Origin of the sequence: Streptomyces sp. NPDC001914 (assembly GCF_042891215.1) — a bacterium.
Classification (GTDB): Bacteria; Actinomycetota; Actinomycetes; order Streptomycetales; family Streptomycetaceae; genus Streptomyces.
The window spans coordinates 42,535-59,514 of sequence record NZ_JBIASW010000028.1 but is presented as its reverse complement, the minus strand read 5'-3'; the positions used below and the strand labels follow the sequence as shown (position 1 = coordinate 59,514).

The 16,980-nt window shown below is 66.9% G+C and carries 14 protein-coding genes; 3 read left to right on the top strand and 11 right to left on the bottom strand.

The annotated features are described in order from the left end of the window. Positions 1 to 361: 361 nt before the first annotated feature. Entirely contained in the window at positions 362 to 790 is a 429-nt protein-coding gene (locus ACFYYF_RS39935; protein ID WP_388783991.1) for a hypothetical protein, read from the bottom strand. 127 nt (positions 791 to 917) lie between these two features. On the opposite strand from ACFYYF_RS39935, the gene ACFYYF_RS39930 reads away from it, so the two are divergent. After that, the gene (locus ACFYYF_RS39930) at positions 918 to 1,481 is read left to right on the top strand and encodes a hypothetical protein (protein ID WP_388783988.1); all 564 of its coding nucleotides are present in this window, start codon (positions 918 to 920) and stop codon (positions 1,479 to 1,481) included. Then, positions 1,478 to 4,114, top strand: a complete 2,637-nt coding sequence (locus ACFYYF_RS39925; protein ID WP_388783986.1) for a Helicase associated domain protein — start codon at positions 1,478 to 1,480, stop codon at positions 4,112 to 4,114. Before ACFYYF_RS39930 ends, ACFYYF_RS39925 begins: the two co-directional genes overlap by 4 nt. A gap of 65 nt (positions 4,115 to 4,179) precedes the next feature. On the opposite strand, the gene ACFYYF_RS39920 is transcribed toward ACFYYF_RS39925, so the two are convergent. From ACFYYF_RS39920 to ACFYYF_RS39875, 10 genes are all read right to left on the bottom strand, one after another. Continuing rightward, the gene (locus tag ACFYYF_RS39920; protein ID WP_388783983.1) at positions 4,180 to 6,117 is read right to left on the bottom strand and encodes a hypothetical protein; all 1,938 of its coding nucleotides are present in this window, start codon (positions 6,115 to 6,117) and stop codon (positions 4,180 to 4,182) included. Beyond that, a complete protein-coding gene (locus tag ACFYYF_RS39915; protein WP_388783980.1) occupies positions 6,114 to 6,695 on the bottom strand; it encodes a hypothetical protein in 582 nt (193 codons plus the stop codon). The genes ACFYYF_RS39920 and ACFYYF_RS39915 overlap by 4 nt, the downstream gene beginning before the upstream one ends. Further along, positions 6,685 to 7,770 (bottom strand): dsDNA nuclease domain-containing protein, encoded by a 1,086-nt coding sequence (locus tag ACFYYF_RS39910; protein ID WP_388783977.1) that lies wholly within the window; start codon positions 7,768 to 7,770, stop codon positions 6,685 to 6,687. Before ACFYYF_RS39910 ends, ACFYYF_RS39915 begins: the two co-directional genes overlap by 11 nt. Before the next feature lie 701 nt (positions 7,771 to 8,471). Further along, on the bottom strand, positions 8,472 to 9,155 hold the full coding sequence (locus ACFYYF_RS39905; protein ID WP_388784002.1) for an HNH endonuclease: 684 nt from the start codon (positions 9,153 to 9,155) through the stop codon (positions 8,472 to 8,474). Positions 9,156 to 9,802: 647 nt separating this feature from the next. Beyond that, positions 9,803 to 9,937, bottom strand: coding sequence for a hypothetical protein (locus tag ACFYYF_RS39900; RefSeq protein ID WP_388783974.1), 135 nt, complete (start codon positions 9,935 to 9,937; stop codon positions 9,803 to 9,805). Positions 9,938 to 10,098: 161 nt separating this feature from the next. Further along, entirely contained in the window at positions 10,099 to 10,656 is a 558-nt protein-coding gene (gene tpg, locus ACFYYF_RS39895) for a telomere-protecting terminal protein Tpg (RefSeq protein ID WP_388783972.1), read from the bottom strand. A gap of 15 nt (positions 10,657 to 10,671) precedes the next feature. Then, the gene (gene tap / locus ACFYYF_RS39890; RefSeq protein ID WP_388783970.1) at positions 10,672 to 12,888 is read right to left on the bottom strand and encodes a telomere-associated protein Tap; all 2,217 of its coding nucleotides are present in this window, start codon (positions 12,886 to 12,888) and stop codon (positions 10,672 to 10,674) included. 264 nt (positions 12,889 to 13,152) lie between these two features. Continuing rightward, positions 13,153 to 13,617: a hypothetical protein gene (locus tag ACFYYF_RS39885; RefSeq protein WP_388783967.1), complete on the bottom strand. Its 465-nt coding sequence runs from the start codon at positions 13,615 to 13,617 to the stop codon at positions 13,153 to 13,155. A gap of 88 nt (positions 13,618 to 13,705) precedes the next feature. Next, positions 13,706 to 14,398 carry a hypothetical protein gene (locus ACFYYF_RS39880; RefSeq protein WP_388783964.1) on the bottom strand — a complete coding sequence of 231 codons (693 nt, stop codon included), beginning with the start codon at positions 14,396 to 14,398 and terminating at the stop codon, positions 13,706 to 13,708. Next, positions 14,395 to 14,961, bottom strand: coding sequence for an RNA polymerase sigma factor (locus tag ACFYYF_RS39875; protein WP_388783961.1), 567 nt, complete (start codon positions 14,959 to 14,961; stop codon positions 14,395 to 14,397). The genes ACFYYF_RS39880 and ACFYYF_RS39875 overlap by 4 nt, the downstream gene beginning before the upstream one ends. Before the next feature lie 552 nt (positions 14,962 to 15,513). Between ACFYYF_RS39875 and ACFYYF_RS39870 the strand changes: the two genes are divergently transcribed. After that, complete coding sequence (locus tag ACFYYF_RS39870; RefSeq protein ID WP_388783958.1) at positions 15,514 to 16,044, top strand: hypothetical protein; 531 nt, start codon at positions 15,514 to 15,516, stop codon at positions 16,042 to 16,044. The last annotated feature ends 936 nt before the right edge of the window (positions 16,045 to 16,980 follow it).

Here is a 16,980-nt window from a genome sequence, read left to right as displayed (position 1 = left end):
CCCGCGGAGCGGGTACCACATCGCTGCGCGATGTGCAAGCGAACCCCCGCGCTGCGCGCGGGGGTTGCGCTCCCGCTCCGCGGGCGCGCTGGCGGTTCGCTGCGCTCACCGCTCAACCCGATGGCTGCGCCATCGGGTTGGCACCCCCTGCGCTGCGCTTCGGGGGTGAGGCTGCTGCGCAGCCTGGGCCCGGCCTGCGTCCGGGGTGTGCGGTCCTCCGCTGCGCTACGGACCGCAAGCCTCGCACTGCGCGCGAGGCGGTGAGCCGCGCTCCGCGCGGCTCGAGCTGGCAGCGAGAGGTGGTCCGGGGTGATTGGCCGTCAGCTTCTGGGGCTTTCGTGGCCAGGGATGTCCCGTTCCTTCACTCTGATGGTTTCCCGGTGGGCATCCACGGTTTCAGGGAGGGCTCCGGGGCCTGCACAACGCTGCGGAGCATCTCTTTCAGCGTTTTCGGTGGGGCCTGCTTCTCCTCTTGCGAGTGCATCAACCGGGCTACTGTCACCCGTATATGACACTCACGGTTCCGCTGCTTGAGGAGCACCACCCAGGCCCCGTCCGGGGTGAGGAAAGCATGCCGTGCCGGCTCGTCTCCGGGCTTGGCGTGCCGGGCGAGGACTCCCGGCAGGTAGTGCAGGGCCGCATCCTTGGCTACGGCGGTGGCTTGCTCCTGGTCGCCGTTGATGTGGTGAGTGCCTACCAGCATCCATCGGTGCAGTTTCAGTTCCACGTCGTCGGCGCGTTCGGTCTCTCTGGTGTCCTCTTCAATGAGGACGTACCACTCATCGGTCATGATCGAATCATAGCTTTCCTCCGGACTTCTTCGGAGGCTTCTCAATTTGATGCAGCATGTAGAGTTGGCAGAAATGAGGGACCTCCCATGGCGCATCAGGACCGCGTTGCGGAGTGAGGAGGACAGCGTGTTGATCTATGAGTATCTTCCCTATGAGTTCATCCAGCTGGGGGTGGTCTCGACAGCAGTCGGGCTCGGTCCCAATGCGGTGGCCGCACAGATACGTCTGGCTCAGGAGCGCCTCGGGAGTGCGCGGCTGACCCCTTGCGAGCCTCACAATCTGAACGAGCTGCTCATCGCAGAGTTGCGATGTCGTCAGTGGGAGCGGATCGCGAGTCTCATGAACAAGGAGGGGATGGCCGTGTACGAGCTCGCTCGCGATGCGCGTGGCGGCCGCTACGAACGGCAGCGGCTGCAAAGGCTGGTGAAGGACGTGGCGGAGGCAGAGCGGTTGGGGGCCGGCACTGTGGAGATCGAGCGGCACCGGGTCTACCGGATCGATGCCCGGCCTGCTGTCGACTCATCTGTGCAGGCGCCTGTTCTCACACTCCATCTGATGGAGGCAACACCTGACCGCGCGGCCGAGAAGGCCTGGACCGTCCACGGCCGAGACGGCGGCCTCTACCAGCGCGGCGGATATCGGATCACCTCCGTCGAACAAGCCCTTCCCGAATCCGGAGAGCTCTTTTGATCCAGCTCCGAGAACATCAGGTGGCCCAGAAGTCGAGTTTCCGGAAATGGGTCGGCTTTCCTGCAAGATCATCTGTGCCCCCTGAGGGGGCACGGGGCACGATCGTGTCTGCGACCGGATCGGGCAAAACGATCACGGCCGCCGCGTGCGCGCTGGAGTCGTTCGCGGACGGCCGGATTCTCGTGACCGTGCCGACCCTGGACCTGCTCGCGCAGACCGTCCAGGCGTGGCGCCTGGTGGGCCATCGGGCGCCGATGTTCGCGGTGTGCTCACTGGAGAACGACGCCGTCCTGAACGAGCTGGGGGTACGCACCACCACCAACCCGATCCAGCTCGCCCTGTGGGCCGGGTCCGGGCCAGTCGTCGTGTTCGCCACGTACGCCTCCCTGGTGGACCGTGAGGACATCGACGCACCCGAGGGCCAGCGGAAGGTCCGCGGGCCGTTGGAGGCCGCGCTGGCGGGCGGGGAGCGGCTGTATGGCCAGCAGATGGCGGGCTTCGACCTCGCGATCATGGATGAGGCGCACGGCACCGCCGGTGATCTTGGGCGGCCGTGGGCAGCAATCCACGACAACCAGCGGATCCCGGCGGACTTCCGGCTCTACCTGACCGCGACCCCGCGCATCCTCGCCGCGCCCCGGCCGCAGAAGGACGCGGACGGCGAGGAGCTGGAGATCGCGAGCATGGCCGATGACCCGAACGGCACGTACGGCGCGTGGCTCGCCGAGCTCGGGCTCTCCGAAGCGATCGAGCGTGAGGTCCTCGCCGGATTCGAGATCGACGTCCTGGAGATCCGCGACCCCTCCCCCGTCCTCGGGGAGTCGGAAGAGGCGCGGCGTGGCCGGCGCCTGGCGCTGCTGCAGACCGCACTTTTGGAGCACGCGGCGGCGTACAACCTCCGTACGGTCATGACCTTCCACCAGAAGGTCGAGGAAGCCGCCGCGTTCGCGGACAAGCTCCCCGAGACCGCAGCCGAGCTGTACGCCAGCGACGCCTCGGACGAGGACCTGGCGGCCGCGGACAAGCTGCCGAGGTCCTCCATCGACGCTGAGTTCTACGAACTCGAAGCCGGCCGTCATGTCCCACCGGACCGGGTGTGGTCGGCGTGGCTGTGCGGCGACCACCTCGTATCCGAACGCCGGGAGGTCCTGCGCCAGTTCGCAGGCGGCATCGACGCCGCCGGACGCCGGGTCCATCGCGCCTTCCTCGCCAGCGTTCGCGTCCTCGGCGAGGGCGTGGATATCACCGGCGAGCGGGGAGTGGAAGCCGTCTGCTTCGCGGACACCCGCGGCTCCCAGGTGGAGATCGTGCAGAACATCGGCCGCGCGCTGCGCCTCAACAAGGACGGCAGCACGAAGGTCGCGCGGATCATCGTGCCAGTGTTCCTGGAGCCCGGCGAGGACCCGACCGACATGGTCGCCTCCGCGAGTTTCAAGCCGCTGGTGGCCGTGCTCCAGGGCCTGCGCTCGCATGATGAACGCCTGGTCGAGCAGCTCGCCTCCCGCGCCCTCACCAGCGGCAAGCGCAAGGTCCACGTCCAGCGTGACGAGGACGGACGGATTGTCGGTGCCGGCGGCGAGAGCGACGGCGAGGACCAAGACGACACCGACGCCGCTGCCGAGTCCGCGCTGCTGCACTTCTCCTCTCCCCGGGACGCGGCGACCATCGCAGCGTTCCTGCGCACCCGGGTGTACAGGCCGGAGTCGCTGGTGTGGCTGGAGGGCTACCAGGCCCTACTGCGCTGGCGGGCGGAGAACGAGATCACCGGCGTCTACGCCGTCCCGTACGACGTGGAGACCGAGGTCGGCGTCACCAAGGACTTCCCCCTCGGACGCTGGGTGCACCAGCAGCGCAAAGCCCTGCGCGCCGGGGAACTGGAGGACCGACGCAGGACGCTGCTGGACGCCCCGGAGGCCGGGATGCTCTGGGAGCCGGGCGAGGAAGCCTGGGAGGCCAAGCTAGCCGCCCTGCGGTCGTTCCGGCGGGCCACCGGGCACCTCGCACCGCGTCAGGACGCGGTCTGGGGCGAGGGTGAGACGATGGTGCCCGTTGGGCAGCATCTGGCGAATCTGCGCCGGAAGGGCGGTCTGGGGAAGGACGCGGAGCGGGCGGTGGAGCGGGCGAAGCAGCTGACCGCGGTCGACCCGGACTGGGACTGCCCGTGGCCGCTGGACTGGCAGCGGCACTACCGCGTCCTCGCGGACCTGGTCGACGCCGACGGTGTCCTGCCGGCCATCGAACCCGGGGTGCTGTTCGAGGGCGATGACCTGGGCAAGTGGCTGGAGCGGCAGAAGAATCCGGGCACCTGGACGCAGCTGTCGACCGAGCAGCAGGAGCGGCTGGCCGCGTTGGGCGTGCAGCCCTCTGAGGCCCCGTCTCCCGCCCCGGCGGCCACTCGTACGACGAAGGGCCCGGGTAAGGCGCAGCAGGCGTTCCAGCGCGGCCTCGCGGCCCTCGCGCAGTGGATCGAGCGGGAAGGCCACCGCCCGGTACCCCGGAAGGCAGTGGAGACCTTGCCCGACGGGACAGAAACCAAGCTCGGCATCTGGTACAGCAACACCAAGGCCAGGCGGGACAAGCTCACCGAAGAACAGCTGTTCTCGCTCCGGAAGTTGGGCGTCGAATGGGCGTAAGACAGGACAGGAGGCAGCCGGTCGGGGAGCGCCAGGCGACCTGCCCCTCCTTGTCCAGATGTGGCTCAGCTCTCGGGTTCGCCGATGTAGGTGTTCGGCATAATGATCTGTTCGATGTCAGGGGAGAGAAGTGGTACTGGTACGGCCTGCGTAGAAATCACCTGTGCGCCGGTGGCTTGGGCGGCATCGGCAATGTCACGGAGAACTTCGTGAACGACGTCGCTTGCGATTCCCTGCTGGAAGGGGTTGTCGAGCATGAGAAGTCCCGGGTACGGGCAGTCGCCTCCCAGGTCCCTGGCCAGGAATAGTAGGGCCCTGCTGTAGGCAAGGAAGAACAACACTCGCGCTTCGGCTCCGAGAACTTGGTTCCAGGGGCGGGTCCCGACGTAGAAGGTCAGGTCGTCCGCGCTGATCGCCACATTCCCTGCTACCCAGACATCATCGCGGTGGCGGTTGAGGAATTCGTTCATCCGATCAGCGAACAGGGCGCAGCGGTCGATGGGCGTTCGCCCTGTGATGGGGGTTTCATCGAGTTGCTGCTTCAGTCGGTTCAGCCTGTCTTGGGCCGCCTGGCTCGTCTGCGTGGCGACAGTCTTGCGGGTGAGCATCTGCTCGATGGCGGGCAGCGCCATGAGTTTTTGCTCCAGAGTGGCGGTCTGGGCAGCCATCTCTTCGAGTCTGGCCATGAACGGTGCGAGGCGGGCGGCCCGGTCGACGTTCAGCTGCCTGGCAATGTCTTGATGGGTGCTTTGGGCGTGCCGGTGGTCGGCTTTTGCTCGGTCGAGGTCGCGGCTGGTTCGGGCGATGACTTCCTGGAGGTCGTCGGCCTCTGCGGCCAGGGACCGCTTCTCCAGTTCTCCGCGTCGTCTGCGCTGGTCCTCGGTCACTGGCTGGGTGCAGACGTAGCAAGTGCCCTCTGGGTGATCGCGATGGATGTCGATCTTCTGCTCGCAGGCAGGACACAGGCGCACCGGAAGGCTGTCGAAGATGTCGACGGAGGCTAGAAGGCGTTCCATGCGGGCGATCTCTGCCCGAACCGTGTTGTGAGACTGCATGTGGGCAGTCAGGACCTGCTCGAGGCCGGCGACGGCTTCGGCGGTGCTTGTGAGGCTCCGGGTCGCGTGCTCGTACTGCTGCGACAGAGTGGCGTCGTAGCCATGGCTCACTGCCTCGGCATCGCCTTCTTGGCCTCCTCCAGCAACAACCTGCTCCACTTCGCGGGTCAGCTGGGAACGTTGCCTGACAACCGCGTCGAGATCGGCCCGCAAGTCGGTTCTGATGGAGTTGACCTGCTGCTCGCTCCTGGGGGTCGGGAGCTGCAGGTTCTCGCAGACGGCTGCGACGGCTCGGTCTGCGCTGTCATGCACCTCTCGTTCGGCCGCCTGCGCCTGCGCGAGTCGGCGTTGTGCTGCCGCAAGCTCGAAGTCGTGGTTGCTGTACCTGGTCGGGGCGAAACCCAAGAGGTAGCTGATGACGGCTCGCCTCAGGAACTCTTGTTCCTTGTCGGCGAATTGAGTCCACGAGTCCTCATTGCGGTAGACGTGGCGTAGCAGACTGCGGAACGTCAGAGGTGTGAGCTCGGTGGCGGTGGTGGCCTGGATACCTTTGGGAATGCTGAGGATCGGCCAGTCGAGCTTGTGCAGAATGCGGTCGGAGAACTCTCCGACGGGGAATTCATCGCCGTTCAGTACGACCTTGTTCTGGCGCCCGTACTGGAGGCTACGCCGGATTTCCGTCGGAGTGCCGTCCAGGGTCAGTTCGACGCTGACCTCTACGTACTCGTCGGCGACAGCCGCTTTCAGGGCCTCAGTTGGGCTGTCCCGGTTGCCGAGACAGTAGTCGATAGCCTTGAGCGTGGTGGTCTTCGAGCTGTTCCTGACACCAGACAGAATGCTGAGACCAGCGGTGTTGAAGGTGTACGTGTCCATCTCGCCTGACGTGTGGACCAGCGTGACCGACTCGACTCGCAGTCCTTTACGGAAGGGTGTCGTAGGCGTCGTCATGGCCTGATCTCCTGGTTGTAGGCAAGGTCCGCCACTTCCTCGGGGAAGAGTTGGTAGACAAGGTTCTTTAGATCGGTCCCGGACCACTGCGCCAAGTTGTCCCTCATGGCACGGCAACGAGTGACGATGGGATGGAACTCGTCCATGTCCGCCAGCGCTGCGGCCGCTCGCTTTCCTCCCGACGTCAAGCGGACGCGCTCTGGTCTGTGGCTGGTGGTGATGGTGATGAGACCGCGGGCCATGAGGAAGGCCAGGAACTGTCTGTAGCGGGGGTCCCAGGGACCGAACCGGTACCGGATCATCGGGGCCTCTACTTCCTCGGGCATCGATGCTCGAAAGGCCTCCTGGCTGCTCAGGCTGCTGGCGAGTTCAGCGTGTGCGCGCTCGAGGAAGGCCGGGTAGCGCAGGAAGAAGTCGAGCTTTGCGAGCTTGGTTCGGCCAGCAATATGAGGACCGGGGTCGCTGCCGCACTCGGCAACCAGGAGGAGTAGCCGCGAGGCGTGGAAGTCGGGCGAGTCGTCAGGGTCCCACGGCCGGTGGGGCGGTGGGACGGCGTTTGCACCGATGCTATGACGCATCGGCGTACCGGTTCTGGCAGCGAGCGGTGATGTCCGCGAGTACGGCGTGAGCTCGCGCGAGGGTCACGGTGCCGCTGCTCACCGCAGGCAGGCTTTCGATACGGGTGAGGGTCTCGACGTATGCCTCTGAGCCGGCGGGGATGCGTCCGGCGCGTCGCTCAGCCATGACGCGTGTGCAGATGGCGTGGACGTCGTCGGCGAAGGCATCCATCGCCTCGCGGGCTGGACCTAGGCTGGCACGCCAGGCATGACGGTATTTCAGCGCGTTATCCAGATGCCCTGCCGCTTCGTCTGCCGGGACTCCGGCGACCGCGAGCTTGTCAGTGAGTTTCGTGAGAGGGGCAGTGCTTCCGTCTGGTCTTCGCCCAGTGGCCCGTGCGATCGCATCATGGAGCATGTCTTGGAAGTCGTGGGTGCCCACTGTGCGTGGCACTGGAGCAAGCGCGTCGCGTGCGATGCGAACCCCCAACCACACCAGGACGTCTTCGATGTCAGTAGTCATGGGCGGATGCCCCAAGACCTTGGTCACGATCGGTCCGAGCCGACGTAGAGCCCTGTCCTCAACCTGCTCGATCGTGCGGCCCTCAACCAGGACCTCTAGACGGTCGACGCACCAGCCGATGTCGCGCTCTTCGGGAAGATCCACGCCCTTGAGCCGAACAATGATGTCATCACGAATCTTCGACGGGACAGAACCACGTTGCTGTCCGCGATCGACGACGAACGCGTGAAAATCGACGTGCGGACTCTCATTGACGATGAAGGTGAACCGAGTCTCTGCTGGAAGCGGTTTCCCAAGGAACAGCTTTCCCAAGTAGCTCGTCTCCGGCTTCTTCGGAATGTCGGGTGCACACACGTTGGCGACACTGTGCCGCTTGCCAGCTTCTTCGATGGTTTTCACCTGGCGGTATGAGGGCGCGTGACCATTACGACAGACGATGTCTTCCAGGTCCTCCCAGGAGACCTGAGTCCACAAGCCCTCATGCATGTCGAGGCAGTCCAGAAGCGTCACCGCGTCCTGGTAAGCGAAGCCACGCCGACTTCGACGTCCGCCGTCAGCCGGCGCTGCAGACATCCGCACCCCGATGCGTCACGCGCCCGTAAGGCGACACAGAACTGGCCAACGCCCCTGAGGCTCGCACCCACACCCCCTAGATCATCCGAGGCGGCCAAGTACACCACCGAGTAACAGAGTGTGGCAATACGCATGACAATCAGCGACAAGGGCACTCACCTGTCCCCGCCCTCACGACTGTCGAGCGAATCGCCGGCGGACTGCATGCCCGGTGCCCGGGCTTGCTGCACAACCCTGGAAGGACACCGCCGTTCTCAGCACAGAGTCCGACCATGGAGACGATCCGATGCAGCGCCGCAAACTGCTGCGTGGTGCGCTGGCCGCCAGCCTCACCGCGCCTGCCCTAGCCGCCACCCGGAGCGACATCGACCCGCCCCTCTCCTCCGATGCTCCCCAGGACTGGCCGACCTCGAGGCCGCAGCCGAGAGCTACGGGTACGCGACTCACCTGGTGTTGGCGCCGGTCCTGTGCTGGGGCCCGGTACTAGGCCGCACGACTAGTGAACGAACTCGACCGCTGGCGCGCGTAGGTGATCAGTTCATCGTCATGTCTTGAGTGTGTGCAACGCGGAACCCTGTCGAGAGAGCCCAGCCTGGGCCGCCCGCGCCGGATCCAACGAGCAACTGATCGCGATGCTGGTCGAGCGGGCCCAGTCAGAGGGGCTGCAACCGAGGGCTACTGCAGCAGAGGTAGATGGCTGGTCACCACCGGGCATGTGCTTGCTCTGCCACCTTCAGGAGGGTGGCGCTGAGAACGTCCCGCTGCCTGCCGTGCTCTTTCATGGCATGGCAGTTCGGGCATAGAGCGACCATTTGTACTGGATGGTCCCGCCCGCCTTCGGAGATCCTTTTAACGTGGTCAACTTCTAGGATCGGCCGTCCGTCGTCCTTAACGTCGGCTGGTTGGCCACCGCATGCCGGGTTCTCGCAACGGCCTCCACATCTAAGGAGGACTGCTTTCCTGGCTAGATCAAGTCGAACTATTTCGTGGTTTACGCGCTCGACTCGACGGCCGCGTGTTGCCGCTTCACGCCGCTCGACGGAGGAGACGAGTTCCCGGTATCGGGCAATGTCCCGGCTGTCTGGTGCAGCGTCGACGTCTGAGGCGACCACCGCAGCTGGCACAACGGCAGGGACACGACTCCCTTCGCACTTCAAATGTCTGGACCGGCCGTCCGCAAGCCCCGCGTTTCCGCACACCGGGCAGCGTCGCTGCCCGGCTGAGCCTGTGGCGTTCGCAGGCTTCGGTATCGCACCGGCGTTCGCGCCAAGTCGGGAGTCTCGGGAGTCTGTTTCCACCTGATGGGACGGGTGTATGGCTGTACTGCTCGTAGCGTTCTGACCCCGCACACCTTGGAGAAGCGGAGCTAGATCGCTACGAAACATGTTCGCGGCAGTCACGACCCATGGCAGGTCTCGGCCGTGAGGTTTCCATGGGGCCCCGGCCTGTGCATCCGCGCCGTACGGTCGATCCAGTGTTGTTTCCACCTCGGCGGACCGTTCGCCAGGCTGCCTTGGGTGGTGGACGTGGTAGGCCCTCGTCGTACCAGCTGCAGGTGCGCGGGTCTGGCGCAGCTTCTGGCTGACAGATTCGAAGAGGGCATCGGTGCGCTGTGGAGATTCACCATCTATCTGAAGCAACACGCTGATTCGGCGGCTGTGCTCATGAGGCGGAGGGTCGCCAATACGGATGCGTAGGTCTCCATACGTGAACTCCTGCACCACGACCGTTCGCGCAGAGACCATGATGGTTGCGTCCGGGGCGTCCATCTGGTCGATCAGGTTCCGCAAGAAGCGGTATCGCGCTTGGGCTGCCTCTACCTCTCTTTTGGCACCCGGTTTTTTCCACCGGGACAAAACTTGGACCCTTGAGAATTGGGGCTGTTCGAGGCCCTGCGAGGTGATCTCCATGCGGTTCGGCTCACCCAAGCTGTTGATCATCCGAGTGGACCAACCGTATGCGACCAGATCATCCACTGTGATCAACTTCCCATGCGGCATACGTACTGCCAGTTCCGGTGGGATGGATTGGCTCACGCTGACTCCTTCGCTTCAGACAGTTCCTGGTAGAGGATGGTGCGGCTGATGCCGGAGTCGGCGGCGACTTCGTCAGCAGTGACGTCTCGGTCATCTTCGTCGCCGATTCGCTGCTGTGATGTCAATCGCATTTCTTACTCCTCTGCGGCCGGAGCCGAACCCGCGCCCAACAGCGTGGCTTTTATGCCCGAGCGCAGGCTCCGCCGCGACCACCAACAACCACCCCGCTGCGTTCTCCGCGGTAGCAGGTGTGTCTGGGCCCCGGACCAACTGGTCTGGGCACGCAGGCCTTCTACAGATCGAACTCCAGGTGTTCCACGTCCGTGAAGCGGACTTCTTCGAGGCTTCCGGCGCGGCGGCCGCTGTCCTGGAAGTAGACCTCCTTGAGCGCTTCGGCCGCGATCTCCTGGAGCTCGTGGTCGCCGGCGCCGGCTTCTTGGGCGTCGAAGAGTCGGGCGGCGTACTGCGGTGGCAGGGCGACGGTGAGGTGGCGGATGCGGTCCTGGTCGGTCGACCCGATGGGGGCGGTGTAGCCGAGGCGGGCGCGGGTGTCGATGACGATGCCGCTGGTGGTCGCCGCCTTCTTGCGGGCCCTGGCCCGGATCTGTGGCTGCCAGCGGGCTTTCACCTCGCGTTCCATGCGTGTGGCGAGGTCCGGGCGGGGCTTTTTGATCTGGTCTTTCACGTACCGTTCGACGGTGCGCTGGGAGATCCGCAGCATCTGGGCGACCGCCTTGGTGCCCCCCAACTGCTTGACCAGGTAGCGCATCTGCGCGGGCGCGCTCTTGGGCGCCGGGCGGGTGAACGCCTTCTGCACCGCAGCGTCCAGGCCGTCCCCGAACATGCTCATCGCCTGCCCACTCCCCTATTCGCCGTTGTCGGCGTCGGTGACGGTGCCGTCCTTGATGTACCGGGCGAGGTTGAGCTCCGGTGCGGTGAACCGCTCGCGGACCTCCTCGCCCCACAGCACGCTCTGGGTGCCCTCGTGCTTGACCAGGCCGGGGTTGATGCCGAGCTTGAAGCCGCCCGGCAGCGGCTTGCCGTCCCGGTAGGGCAGGAAGTCCAGCGGGCTCTCACCGTTGGCTGCGTAGACGACGCAGTCGGACAGGACCGCGACCGGGTACTGCCCGGTGAACGCCGCATGCTTGACGATCTTGCGGTGCAGGTTGATCCGGGTACGGGAGATGACCGCCGCACGGATGTCCGGCCGCCAGGTGGGACGCGACAGCGCCCGCCACGGCTCGCCCGGCCGCCAGCCCTCACCCCGGGGCCGCTCGCGCAGCTTGCCCAGGCCGCCCTTCACCGTCGCCTTGATGGCCGAGACGACGATCGCCAGCTCCGGGTCCCGGTCCTTGTAGCCGTCCATCGCCGCCAGGAAATCCTCCGGCGACAGGTCGGCGTGGACGCCGAGGTCGGCCATCGTGACGAGGTAGGCGTCACGCAGCCGGTTGTACCAGCCGTCCAGGTAGCGGCCGTTCTCGTACCGCACGTAGGCCTCGACCGGCGTGACCTCGTAGCCGAGCTCCGCCGCGTAGGCGACAGTCGGGGTCGCGTACCAGGCCGGGCCCTTAGGCCGGTCGCCCTTCGGCGTGAACGGGCTGGGCAGCAACGCTGCGTCCAGGTCTGCCCACTTGTCCTTGCCGACCTTCACCCGCGACAGGTCCACGTGGGAGAGGTCGACCAGCCAGGAGCCAGGCAGCTTCGGATCGAACACGGGTGCCTTGACGTGCGTGGGTGCGCCGAGGCCGACGGTCAGGCCGTTGGCGCCGGCGGCGAAGGCCATGTTCACGTCGATGCCGACCAGATGCCGCAGGGTGCACTCGGCATCGGTCATCGGCCGCGCCCAGTCGTACGCCTCCTCGAACAGCTTCTCCGCAGGACCGCGGACGTAGAAGCGTGGCAGGTCCTTGAGGAGGGGGTGCCCGTCGGGGGCCTCACACGGCGCCGGGTCGACCGGATCCCTGCCCAGACTGCCGGGATTGTGCTCGGAGTGCCGCTTGCCGTCGGCATCCGGCTCGGAGGCCCTGGTCGGCGGGTGCAGCGCGGTCATCAGCTCCAAGCCGGTCACCGCCGTCGACCCGCGGGGCGTCATCACCCGGGACGCGAACACGCCCAGGACGCGGGCGAGTTCGGATGGCGCCAGCTGCCCCACCTCACCCCAGTGCCGGGTGCCCAGCGCGTGCCAGGACGGAATGCACAGCTGCACGCACTGGCGGTCCGAGCCCTGCGCGGGGCGGTAGATCCGCGCCCACGGCCCGAGCCCGCGCTTGGTCAGCTTCCACTCCGCGCGCACCAGTTGCCTGACAACCTTGTGGCTCTCCGGAATCCGTCCGGCGAGACGCTCGTCGTCGGCGAGGGTGACGGGCAGGCCGTAACGCTCCAGCGCAGCCTCGGTCAGGACCAGCAGCGGGTCACCGTCCTTGCCCGGCCCGGACAGCCGCGGCTGACCGAGCTTCGCCTCCTTGAGCGTCCAGTCCACCAGGGACGGCAGAGACTTGGCGGGCACGTCCAGGATCAGGCCGCCGGTGCAGTACGCCAGCACCTGACCGTCCTCGACGTCGACGACCGCCAGCGGCCCGTTCACAAACCGCGGATCGGCAACGTCAGCCGGACTGCCGGCCGGGGCCGGCTTCTGTGCGCCCGGACGACGCGACGTCGACGACGGCCGGGCGGTACGCGACGAACGCGGCGCAGCCTCGGAAGCCGGGGCGGCGGGGGCAACAGGGGGCTGGGGGTGCTCGGTTACGGTCCCAGCCACAGTCTCGGACGCCGGACCGGTGGACACAGGACGCGCCTGCGCCGGGGCGGGCGCGGATGCCGCCGGAGCAGCCGGCTCGTCCGGGGCGGGGTAGAGCTCCGCGAGCTGCCGCAGCAGCCGTGCGTACGCCTCACGTTCCGGACCGCGCGGCTCGGTCTTGCCGGACTCCCAGCCGCTGACGGTCGCCCGCCGCACGTCCAGGGCGGCCGCGACCTCATCCAGAGTCAGGCCGTGCGCGGTACGCAGCCGCTTGCGCTCCACCGCAGGCGGCAACGGCGACCGGGACGCGACCAACGCATCAACCGCATCGAACAACTCAGACATGCAGCACCTCCAGAACATCACCCTACCCCCGAAGACCGTACAGACGGCGTATATTGACCGTACGAGTTGCGGACGAAGTGCGTCCGAAGGCCAAGAATGGCCCCGAGAGTGCCCTGCGACAGTGGACGATCGCGGTAACCGCGCCGGCCAGTGATACCCGGACCGGGATCGGCGCCGAGAGGCCAACGGCTGCGACCGTTGGAGTCCGTGTCCGTGCGCGTCGGCCCGGACTGGTGAGTCCGGGCCGAGGTGTTCGCGGGGTTCCTACGGGACGGGCGGAAACGCGATGGCTGCCGCCCAGGCGGTGGCGGCCGCACCGAACATCTCGGTACTGCCCGGCAGTCCTTGGATGAAGAGGTAGGTCGCAACGGCGAATGAGAAGCAGCCAAAAGCCGTCAGTGCGATCCGCGTGCACGTCCGGGCAACGCGCAGGGCACGGCGGCGCCGGGCGCGGCGGGAGCGACTGCGCCGGCGGGCGCGCTGGTGTCGCTGCAGCACGCGTACGTCCGCCTCGATCACCGCGATCTGCCGGCGGCGGTGGAGGTCGGCCTCGATCACCGTGATCTGGTACCGCTTGAAGTCGAGGGCGGCCTCGGCCGCGCCCGCCTCGCCGCGGCGGCCGGCCAGGTCCAGCTCGGCCTCGGCGAGAAGCTCCTCGAGGAAGTTCCGCTCGCCGGGCGGCCTTCCCTCGGGCGTCGGGCCGCCGGGCGAAGGGTTGGGGGATGACATCGCGCTTTCCTCCTATGCACGTGGCCGGGGCCGAAATGCCTGTGGCCCGACCGGGGTTGCTTCCCAGTCGGGCCACAGGCTTCATCCGTTACACGCGGTCCCTGTTCCTTCTGTGCCGCTGGCCTCGCACGCGTTCGTGGATCCTTCTGTAGGAGTGGAACCGCGTGGCGGTCCTGGGCCTGCCCTCAGGTTCGGTGTCGTTCTTCGTGCCCATGTGGAGGTGGCTCGAGTACTGGGACACCGCAACCGCAAGAACGGGAGTGATCAGGTGCAGGAAGGCGAGGTTCTGGGACCAGATCGCCATGGTCGTCGCGGCGCAGATGCTGGCCAGGCCGGCCAGCATTCCTGCCCGGGGAAGGGCGCGGCCGGGGCTGATACGGGATCGCTTCTCACGCCTTCTCGGGGTGCTGCCGGGGCGCCGCGTGGGCGGCTTGGCGATCATGCGCCTGGTCCAGCGGGGAGCCGTCTTGGGCTGCGGCTGGTTCGGCCGCGCAGCAGTTGCTGAAGCGGGGCTCGTGTTCGTCTTGTTCGCTTCGGTGTTCTGCGGTGCGGTGTTCTTCGCCTCGAACAGGAGGAGCTCCTCGCCGCGCTGGAGGATCGCGTCGAGGCGGGCGGCTTTCGTCTCCTCGCTTGCCGGGTCGTGGAGGGGCTCGGCGAAGAACTCCGCGAAGTCGGCCTCGAACTGCGCGTCGGGCTCCGCGAACAGCTCCTCGCCGGCGAGTGGCAGCGGCGGGTACGTCGGCGCGGGAGCGGCCTGGATGTCGTCGCGTTCGTCGTTCACTCGCCTGTCCCTTCGTCTCGCATCTTCTTGGCCTTCGCGCGCCCGCGCGCCAGGTGCTGGCGTTCGAGGTTCTCGCTGATGCCCTTGATCAGGGCGCGTTCGGCTGCCGGGTAGCCGTCGTACTCGAGCTGGACGCTCAGGCGCTGTTGTTCGGGCAGCTTGGCCATCACCTCTTTGAGCTCGGTGATCTCATAGGCGTTCTCCGGGAGGGCCTCGGCGTCGGTGACCTCCGGCTCGCGGCCGCGGCTATGGGCGAGAACATCGCCGTTTCTCCGGTCATGGGCGAGGTCCTCGGCCGTGCGGCGGTGCACGTTGTTCCTGATGATGTCCACGCACCGCCTCTGCAGAATGCGCAGGAAGTACCTCACGCGGTTTTCTTGATCTAACTCTTGCAGTGGCTCCCATTTCACCCACATCTGCGCCATCGCTTCCTGAGTGGCGGCCTCCGCCTCCCACTGCAGCAGCCGGTAACGGTGATGATTCCGGCCGTATCGCACCCCGTTGAGGTACCACTGCCGATAGAACGCCTCGAATTCCTGCTGTCTGCGGTGGTGGCCGGTCATGGGCGCCCGCCGTGTTCACCGGTCGTCATGGTCTTCCCGTCGCGCGTGCCGCGGGCGCCATGGCGCCCCGATCCGAAACAGTCGCCCGCCACCCGCCCTTCGTTACACCCGGCGGCCAGAAACTTTTTCTGCGGGAGCCGGACACCGGCCCGGCGCAGCAGTATCTGCTCGCGACGGCCTTGTCCGAGACGGTTGGAGCGATCCCGCCGAGAGCGGGGGGATAGTGCGGCCGGCAGTGCGGTCGCACGACGAGCGTTGGGCTCTCAACCTGGCCGCGGCCCGGCAGTTGCGCGTGAGGACCATCTGCGGCCTGCCCGATCTCGCGTCGAACGGGCGGGCGATACCGATGTGCGGGTGGAGTCGTTTTTGGATAACGCCCGGCCAAGGGCCGGGAAGCTGAGTGAACAGCGGAAAGCTGAACTGACGGCGTCGGGGTTGCGGTTGGTCCGAGGGGCGGGGTGGGTGTGCCCGCTCGGGCCCGGGCGGCGTGCCGTGGGGTGCGGGTTGGTGTGGGGCTGGGTCGCGTCGGTGGTGGTCTGAGGAGGGTTTGGGATGTGGAGCAGTGAGGACAGAGCCCGCGATGTGGTGCGTCGTCAGGGGCGCGGGCTGAGCATCAGCGCGTTGCAGGACAAGGTCGCGGAGGCTGTCGTGCGGGCGGGCAAGTTCCGTGAGCAGGCCGCTTCCTCCGGCGATCTGGGCGTGTTCGGCCGTGATCCGCAGGAGCTGGCGCAGATATGGGCCGCCCGGCACGTGGAATGGAAGCGCATCGTCGCGCTGGTAGAGGACAGCGGCCAGAACACGTATGACCCGGAACTGGACCGTGAGGGGACGGGGTGGGCGCGGGAGCGTGAGAGACGCCGGCTGGGTGCGCTTGAGCGGCACGAGGGGTGGCTGGTGCAGCGACGTGAGCAACTGGATGAGCTGCACGTCGAGTTGTGGCTGACCGCGGACACCAGCCGCAGGCTCGGGGCCATTGCTGACGGAGCCGGCCTGATCCCCGAGCAGGTCCTGTCCCAGCTCGCCGACAGGGCCCGCATGAACGACGACGGCACGGTCACCGTCGAGCCCTTCACCCCGCACTGAACAGCGATCACACAAGCCGGAGGCCCTGCGGTACGCCTGACACCGCCCGTTCTCATGGATGCCCGACCCAGGCCCCGAGAGTGCGACGCCACGCGCAGAGCCTCGCACAGGCGGCCGCGCAGAACCCCGACGCGCGTTCTGCCCTCCACAACCTGCAACCCGCTGGCCGAAGGATCCGGGAAGCACCGCTCGATCAGGATCGGCGGGCAGCCACGTCCCGTGCACTTCCCCGTACCGGCCGACCTCGGGGCATACGGAGGAGGGGCGGAGCGCGACGCCACCGCCACGCGGGCCGCTGTGATCACCATCGTCACCCGTCTCGGCTTCGCGATCGGACCGCCGCACGCGAGGCCCAGCACTCCGAGAACGGGAACGGGCTTCGTATCCGGGAGCCGGGGGATGTCGTTGAACGGTGCAGCGCGTACAGGGGACCCCCGCCCCGTGCGCCCCCTGGAGGGTCCTGCTCCTGCCGGCGATAGCAGGAGCAGGACCCTCACCTCTGCGCGGTCCGGTCGCACATCCATGCCATCTGCTCGCGGACCGAATAGATCTGTCCGGCACCGGCGGCGCTCCGCAGCGCCTTGAGGACTCTGCCCGTTCGACGGCGTCCTCGGACAGCGTGTACGGCTGGCCGCTCATCTTGACCGCCGGACGCGGCAGGGACAGTCACGGTGACAGTGCGGGTCGGGGGGGTCTAGTCCTCGCTGGGAGGGTCTTCTCGCCAGGCTTTCCGTGCGCGATGCAAGGAGCGGAAGACTTCTGGCAGCTGATCGAGGATGCCTTTGACTGCGAAGAGCAGCACCGATACCACGCCTGCGCCGGCGAGGACGGTGAGAACGGCGGCGTCGCCCACCGGTCATGACCTTTCCTTAGTGGTGGTCAAACCGATGCGCACGGCAAGTGCAGTTCGACCACGAAACGTGGACAGAACTGACT